We start from the raw sequence: 6087 nt of genomic DNA on the forward strand, positions 1-6087 counted from the left end.
CTTCATCTCCAATCTTCCCCCGGATCACCATTCTCCGGAGGATCCCCGGTATCCTGGAGGGAAGGGCGAATGAATTCGCGGCAACAACTGCCCGAAGTCCGCCTTCGCGGACTCGCGCCGCCGGCATTCCCGCTTTGAGCACGCATCCTCCGGCGGGTGCGGGCGCATCGCCCGATGCGACGGTGCCGGCGCCCGCGCCGGCTCCGGCTCCGGCTCCCGTTCGCGGAGACTTGGGCGGGCTGCGCGATCCGTTCGTCATCCCCGGGCTCATCCTTCTCGGCGTGCTGACGGTGCTGGCGGTCCTGCTCTACCGCGCGGCGCCGCAGACGGCGGCGGAGGTGGGGAGCACCGCGCTGGTGGCGGTGCGGCCGGACGCCTTCACGCCGCGCGTTTCCCGCGCCCGCGAGCGGGTGGACGCGGCGCAGCGGGCGCGCGTGGCGGGCGACACCTCGGGCGCGATCGCGCGCTACGCGGAAGCGGAGGAGGAGGCGCTCTCCGCCCGCGAGCGCGCCGCCGACACCACGCAGGTGCGCACCGCGACGGAATTGTGGGCCAACATCGTGCTCGACCGCGCGGAGCTGATGCTGGGCTCCGGCGCGCGCCCGTGGTACCGCGCCGACGACACGCAGGTGCTGAACGAGGCGCTGGCGTCGGTGCAGCGCCTGCGGCAGGTGTCGCTCACGCCGGGGACGCGGAGCCGCGCGGCGGACCTGGACACGCGCATCCGCCGGCAACTGCGGGCCGGGCCGCTGGAATGGCTGCCGCGATGATCCGCACCCCCGCCCAGCGTGCCGTCGCGGCCGCGCTCCTCTTCCTGGCGTCCGCCGTGCTGGCGGGGATCGCGCCGGCGGAGCACGGCGTGGAGTACCACGTCTTCGGCATCGTGGAGGGATTGTTCGCGCTGCTGCTGGCGTACCTGCTGGTGCTGCGGGGCGCCTGGCCGTCGCCGGCGGGCGTCCCGGGCTGGGCGGCGGCGGCGTACGGGACGCTGGCGACCGCGCAGGTGCTGGAGTTCCTGTTCCCGCCGCCGGGGCTGGTGCAGTGGGTGGTGGTGATGGGGATGGCGATCACGGCGTGGAGCGTGTTCTCGGCCGGGTCGCCGCGGCGGCTGGTGGCGTCGCTGGCCAGCCTGGCGGTGATCCTGGCGCTGGTGCGCTACTCGGTCATCCCCGTGCTGTGGACGCACATCGGCCCGGCGGCGGGAACGGCGTTCGGGCTGGGCGACCTGGCGGAGAGCGCCCGCCGCATCTTCGCCGACTGGCGCCCGGTGAAGCCCGCCGGCGAGCTGATCGGCTTCCTCGCCGTCTGCTGCTGGGCCCTCGCCACGCGCCTCGTCTGGTCCCCCGCCGCGCGTGTGGATGGGGATCGGCCAACGGCCGATTGAGTCTTGAGCGCCGGTGTTTTCACGCGCGCCGCGTGTGTCCCCGCCACGAAAGTCGCATCCCCCTTGCGTGGCCGTTTCCTTCCTGCGATCTTTCTCATGTCGAGAACGTTGCGGCTTTCGCTCCATCGGGTGATCGCATCGTGATCCGTGACTCTCGCACCTTCGCGCTCTCGTACTTTCGCACTTCGGTCCAACCGGAGGTGGAGCCTTGATCCAGATCGCCCAGAAGCTCGGCACGCTGCTGGAGTACTCCGCCCTCCCGCGCGAGGAGCTGGCGGAGCGCATCGCCGCGCGGAAGCGCGAGCTGAACGCGGTGATCCTGGGGCACAACTACCAGCGCGTGGAGATCCAGGAGGTCAGCGACTACCTGGGCGACTCGCTGGGGCTGTCGCAGGAGGCCGCCGCCACCGACGCCGACGTGATCGTGTTCTGCGGCGTGCACTTCATGGCCGAGACGGCCAAGATCCTGTCGCCCGCGAAAACGGTGCTGATGCCCGACCTGCGCGCCGGGTGCCCGATGGCCGACTTCGTGACCGGCGACGCGCTGCGGCGGCTGAAGGCGCGCTACCCGGAGGCGGCGGTGGTGGCGTACGTGAACTCGACCGCCGAGGTGAAGGCGGAGAGCGACATCTGCTGCACCTCGGCCAACGCGGTGGCGGTGGTGGATTCCATCCCGCGCGACCGCACCATCCTCTTCGTGCCCGACCGCAACCTGGCGAAGTACACGGCGGAGAAGACGGGCCGCCCGTACGTGGTGGCCGGCCGCGAGGGCGCGGGCGAGGTGGAGCCGGGGACGATCGTGGCGTGGGACGGCTACTGCTACGTGCACGACGACCTGGTGCTCGACGAGCTGGCCGCGGCGAAGAAGGCACATCCCCGCGCGCTGGTGGTGATCCACCCCGAGGCGCGCTCGGACCTGCTGGCCCAGGCCGACATGGTGGCGTCGACCAGCAAGATGGTGGACATCGCCGAGCAGAACGACGAGGTGATCTTCGGCACCGAGCGCGGCATCGTGGACCGGCTGAAGGCGCGCTTCCCGGAGAAGACGCTGATCCCGCTCTCGGGCGCGGCGATCTGCGGGAACATGAAGGTGAACACGCTGGCCAAGCTGGCCTGGTGCCTGGACCACGAGCAGCACGAGGTGGTCCTCGACGAGGACGTGCGCGTCCGCGCCGAGCGCTCGCTGCGCCGCATGCTGGACCTTTCCGGCGGCTGGCGCGCGCCCACCGAGCAGGAGGCGGCGCTGGAGGATGACAGCGTTCGCAAGGGCGGCTGCGGCTGCGCGTAAGACGGCGGCGGCGACCTTGGCCGCACTGCTGATGACGCAATGGATGGGCGCAATCGGCAGATGGAAAATCGAAGGGGCGCTGGAGAGATCCGGCGCCCCTTCGATGTGCTGGCGCCTCCGCTTCCCCCTGAATGGAATTCAAGGGCAACAACAGCACAAAGTCCCTTCGGGACTGCTGTCATGCATTCGGGCGGTGAGCTGAGATCATTGCAAGGCGGCCAGGGCGCAGGCAGGAGCGCAAATCTCGCCCAGCTACCTCTTCCGGTACGGGAGAGGTGGACGGCCTCGGCCGGCCGGAGAGGGCGCGATGCCGCGGAGGCGAGGCGCCACTTCTCTCGCGCTGGAGGGCGCGCACGTTGCCGGTGGCGCGCGCGATGCGCATCATCATCTCCGCCAACCTGTTGCAACTCGGGCGGAGACGATGAGGAGACGGAAGAAACGCGACGCGCCGCCGCCGCTCACGCTCACGCTGCTCGACGACACCTTCGCGGTCTCGCGCCTCCCCGCGGACGCGGTCGTGCCGGTGTGGGCGTGGACGGGCGAGGTCGCGTGCGTCACCCGCACCCGCGACGAGCTGTCCATCGTCTGCCGCGCCGACCTGGTGCCGGCGGAGGTGCTGACGGAGACCGGGTGGCGCTGCCTGCGCGTGAAAGGGCCGCTCTCCTTCGCGCTCACCGGCGTGTTCGCGCGCATCGCGCAGCCGCTGGCCAACGCCGGCATCAGCCTGTTCGCGGTGATGACCTACGACACCGACTACGTGATGGTGAAGCAGGCCCAGCTCGCCGAGGCCGTCCACGCGCTGATGGCGGCCGGCCACACCGTGGAGGCGCGTCTCGACCGGCCCGCGATGCTCGGCCGCCCTGCCTGAATCCCCAGATCGATCCTTCGCAATACCCCGGAATTTCGATCCGGTGGCCGAAATACCATCTCTTCGCTCTGAAGTTGTGTAGCAGTTCCATCGATCCGTAAATCCTGATGCCGCTGGGAATCGCGTCCGGGCGGCGTTGGACGTCTGGAGCAGTTGCCACCGGCGGGCGGGGATGCGAAGTTTGTTCATCCCCCACCCCCATCGCACGCCCTGGAGAGCCCCATGGCCGAAGAGCTGCTGCCCGTCGGCGCCGAAGCGCCCGACTTCGAAGCCCCGACCACCGACGGCGGAACGGTAAAGCTGGCGCACTTCCGCGGCACCCGCTCGGTCCTGCTCATGTTCTATCCCAAGGACGACACGCCGGGGTGCACGCGGCAGATGTGCACCGCGCGCGACGAGGGCGCCGAGTACGAGGCCGCCGGCGTCCGCCGCTTCGGGGTGAACCCGGGCTCGCTGGAGAGCCACCGCAAGTTCGCCGACAAGTACATGCTGGACTTTCCGCTGATCGTGGACGAGCACGGCGACATCGCCCGCGCGTTCGGGGTGCTGAAGGAGAACGGCGGCGTGGCCCGCGCCACCTTCCTCATCGACCGCGACGGGCGCGTGGCCTTTTCGGCCCCGGGCGCGCACGGGGCCGAGGAGGTCCTGGGAGCCGTGCGTGGGTGACGCGAGAAGGGGCGACGTGGTCGTCCGCGGCTTCACCGGCGGGGTGTTCGCGGAGAACACCTACCTGCTGAGCTGCGCGGCCACGAACGCGGGGATCCTGGTCGATCCCGGCGCAGCCACCGCGCAGGCGCTGGCCGAAGCGAAGCGCCACGGGATCGAGATTGGGGCCATCGTGCTGACGCACGCGCACATCGACCACGTGGAGGGGATCCCGCTGGCGCGCGTGGAGACCGGCGCGCCGATCTGGCTGCACGACGCCGACCGCGAGCTGTACCAGGCCGCGCCGATGCAGGCGCAGTGGTTCGGGCTGCGGATGGACCCGCTCCCCCCGGTGGACCACGCGCTGGTGGTGGGCGAGACGGTGCGCTTCGGCGAGTGCGAGCTGGAGATCCGCTTCGCGCCGGGGCACGCGCCGGGGCACGTGATCCTGGTGGGCGACGGGGTGGCGATGGTGGGCGACGTGGTGTTCGCCGGCTCCATCGGCCGCACGGACCTGCCGGGCGGGGACCTGGCCACGCTGATGCGCTCGATCCGCGAGCAGGTGCTGACGCTGCCGGACGCGACCACGCTCCACACCGGCCACGGCCCGGACACCACCGTGGGCCACGAGCGCGCGACGAACCCGTTCATCATCGGCGACTACGGGGGATCGCAGTTCGCCTGAAACGGCGGGGGTGACGGGAGATGGAGAGCCGCGGGGGAGATGGTGTCCTCCGCGGCTCTTTGCATTCTCGCCGGGAGGGATGAATTCCTATGAAGGCGAATGAGTTCTCCTGAAGGCGAATGAATTCGCGGCAACAACGGCCCGAAGTCCGCTTTCGCGGACTCCCCGTCCGGCATCCCCGCGCTACTGCTGCGTTGTCGCATGCTGCCGACCGTATCAACCGTCGTTGGCGAGGAGGGCGCGGACGGCGGCCTCCCCCATCCCCCATCCCCTGTCCCCTGTCCCCTGTCCTCTGTATCTTCCCGCCCTTTCCCGGACCGGAGCCGATACGTTGCGCGAGCCCAGGCGCATCGCCGTTTTCGCGAGCGGCGGGGGGACCAATCTCCAGGCCCTGATCGACCACTTCAACCCCGCGCCGGCGCCGGCCGCGCGGGTGGAGCTCGTGGTCGCCAGCCGCGCGGGGATCGGCGCGCTGGAGCGGGCCGCGCGCTCCGGCATCGCGTTCGTCGTGCTGGACGCGCGGGAGATCGGGGGCGGCGAGGCGGCCGCGCGGATGCTGGCGGAGCTGGAGCGGCACCGCATCGACCTGATCGTGCTGGCGGGATGGCTGCAGCTGGTGCCGCTGGAGGTGGTGGAGCTCTTCCACGGGCGGATGCTGAACATCCACCCCGCGCTCCTTCCGGGCTTCGGCGGGAAGGGGATGTACGGGATGCGCGTGCACCGCGCGGTGATCGAGTCCGGCGTGCGCGTCTCCGGCGCCACCGTGCACCTGGTGAGCGACCGCTACGACGAGGGGCGGATCGTCGCCCAGTGGCCCGTTCCCGTGCTTCCTGGCGACACGCCCGAGGCGCTGGCCGCGCGCGTCCTGGCCGTGGAGCACCGCATCCTCCCCCTCGCCGTCGAGGCGGTCGCGAGGGGAAGCGACGCGCCGCCGCACGTGGCCGGGCCGGTGTGCTTCGATCTGCTCGACGCCCCCGCGCCGCCCGAGCAGTCCATCCGCGTCACGATGGGGGCGATGCCGGCGGACGGCTGATACTGGATCTGGCAATCACCTGTGCATTACAAACGCCACCGAGAGACGTCATCCTGAGTCGAACACCGCGCTTCGCGCGACCACGATGGATGAAAGGGGGAGGCGTCCTCCAGAGCGGAACCGGCTGCCGAGCCGAACAGCCTCGCGCAGTTTGCGAGGCTTCCCGTAGTTGTTGCTGCGACTT

Annotated in this window: 7 protein-coding genes; all 7 read left to right on the forward strand. The window is 70.8% G+C overall.

Annotation, left to right across the window (positions count from 1 at the left end):
* Positions 1–230: 230 nt before the first annotated feature.
* On the forward strand, positions 231–770 hold the full coding sequence (locus tag VLK66_RS20355; protein WP_325311310.1) for a hypothetical protein: 540 nt from the start codon (positions 231–233) through the stop codon (positions 768–770).
* A complete protein-coding gene (locus VLK66_RS20360; RefSeq protein WP_325311311.1) occupies positions 767–1384 on the forward strand; it encodes a hypothetical protein in 618 nt (205 codons plus the stop codon). The genes VLK66_RS20355 and VLK66_RS20360 overlap by 4 nt, the downstream gene beginning before the upstream one ends.
* 208 nt (positions 1385–1592) lie before the next feature.
* Positions 1593–2672 (forward strand): quinolinate synthase NadA, encoded by a 1080-nt coding sequence (gene nadA / locus VLK66_RS20365; protein ID WP_325311312.1) that lies wholly within the window; start codon positions 1593–1595, stop codon positions 2670–2672.
* A gap of 421 nt (positions 2673–3093) precedes the next feature.
* A complete protein-coding gene (locus VLK66_RS20370; protein ID WP_325311313.1) occupies positions 3094–3540 on the forward strand; it encodes an ACT domain-containing protein in 447 nt (148 codons plus the stop codon).
* A 222-nt stretch (positions 3541–3762) separates the two neighbouring features.
* On the forward strand, positions 3763–4206 hold the full coding sequence (locus VLK66_RS20375; RefSeq protein ID WP_325311314.1) for a peroxiredoxin: 444 nt from the start codon (positions 3763–3765) through the stop codon (positions 4204–4206).
* Entirely contained in the window at positions 4199–4870 is a 672-nt protein-coding gene (locus VLK66_RS20380; RefSeq protein ID WP_325311315.1) for an MBL fold metallo-hydrolase, read from the forward strand. The genes VLK66_RS20375 and VLK66_RS20380 overlap by 8 nt, the downstream gene beginning before the upstream one ends.
* A 331-nt stretch (positions 4871–5201) precedes the next feature.
* Positions 5202–5903, forward strand: coding sequence for a phosphoribosylglycinamide formyltransferase (gene purN / locus VLK66_RS20385; RefSeq protein WP_325311316.1), 702 nt, complete (start codon positions 5202–5204; stop codon positions 5901–5903).
* Positions 5904–6087 lie beyond the last annotated feature (184 nt).

The sequence above is a fragment of the Longimicrobium sp. genome, assembly GCF_035474595.1.
In the GTDB taxonomy this organism is placed as follows: Bacteria; Gemmatimonadota; Gemmatimonadetes; order Longimicrobiales; family Longimicrobiaceae; genus Longimicrobium.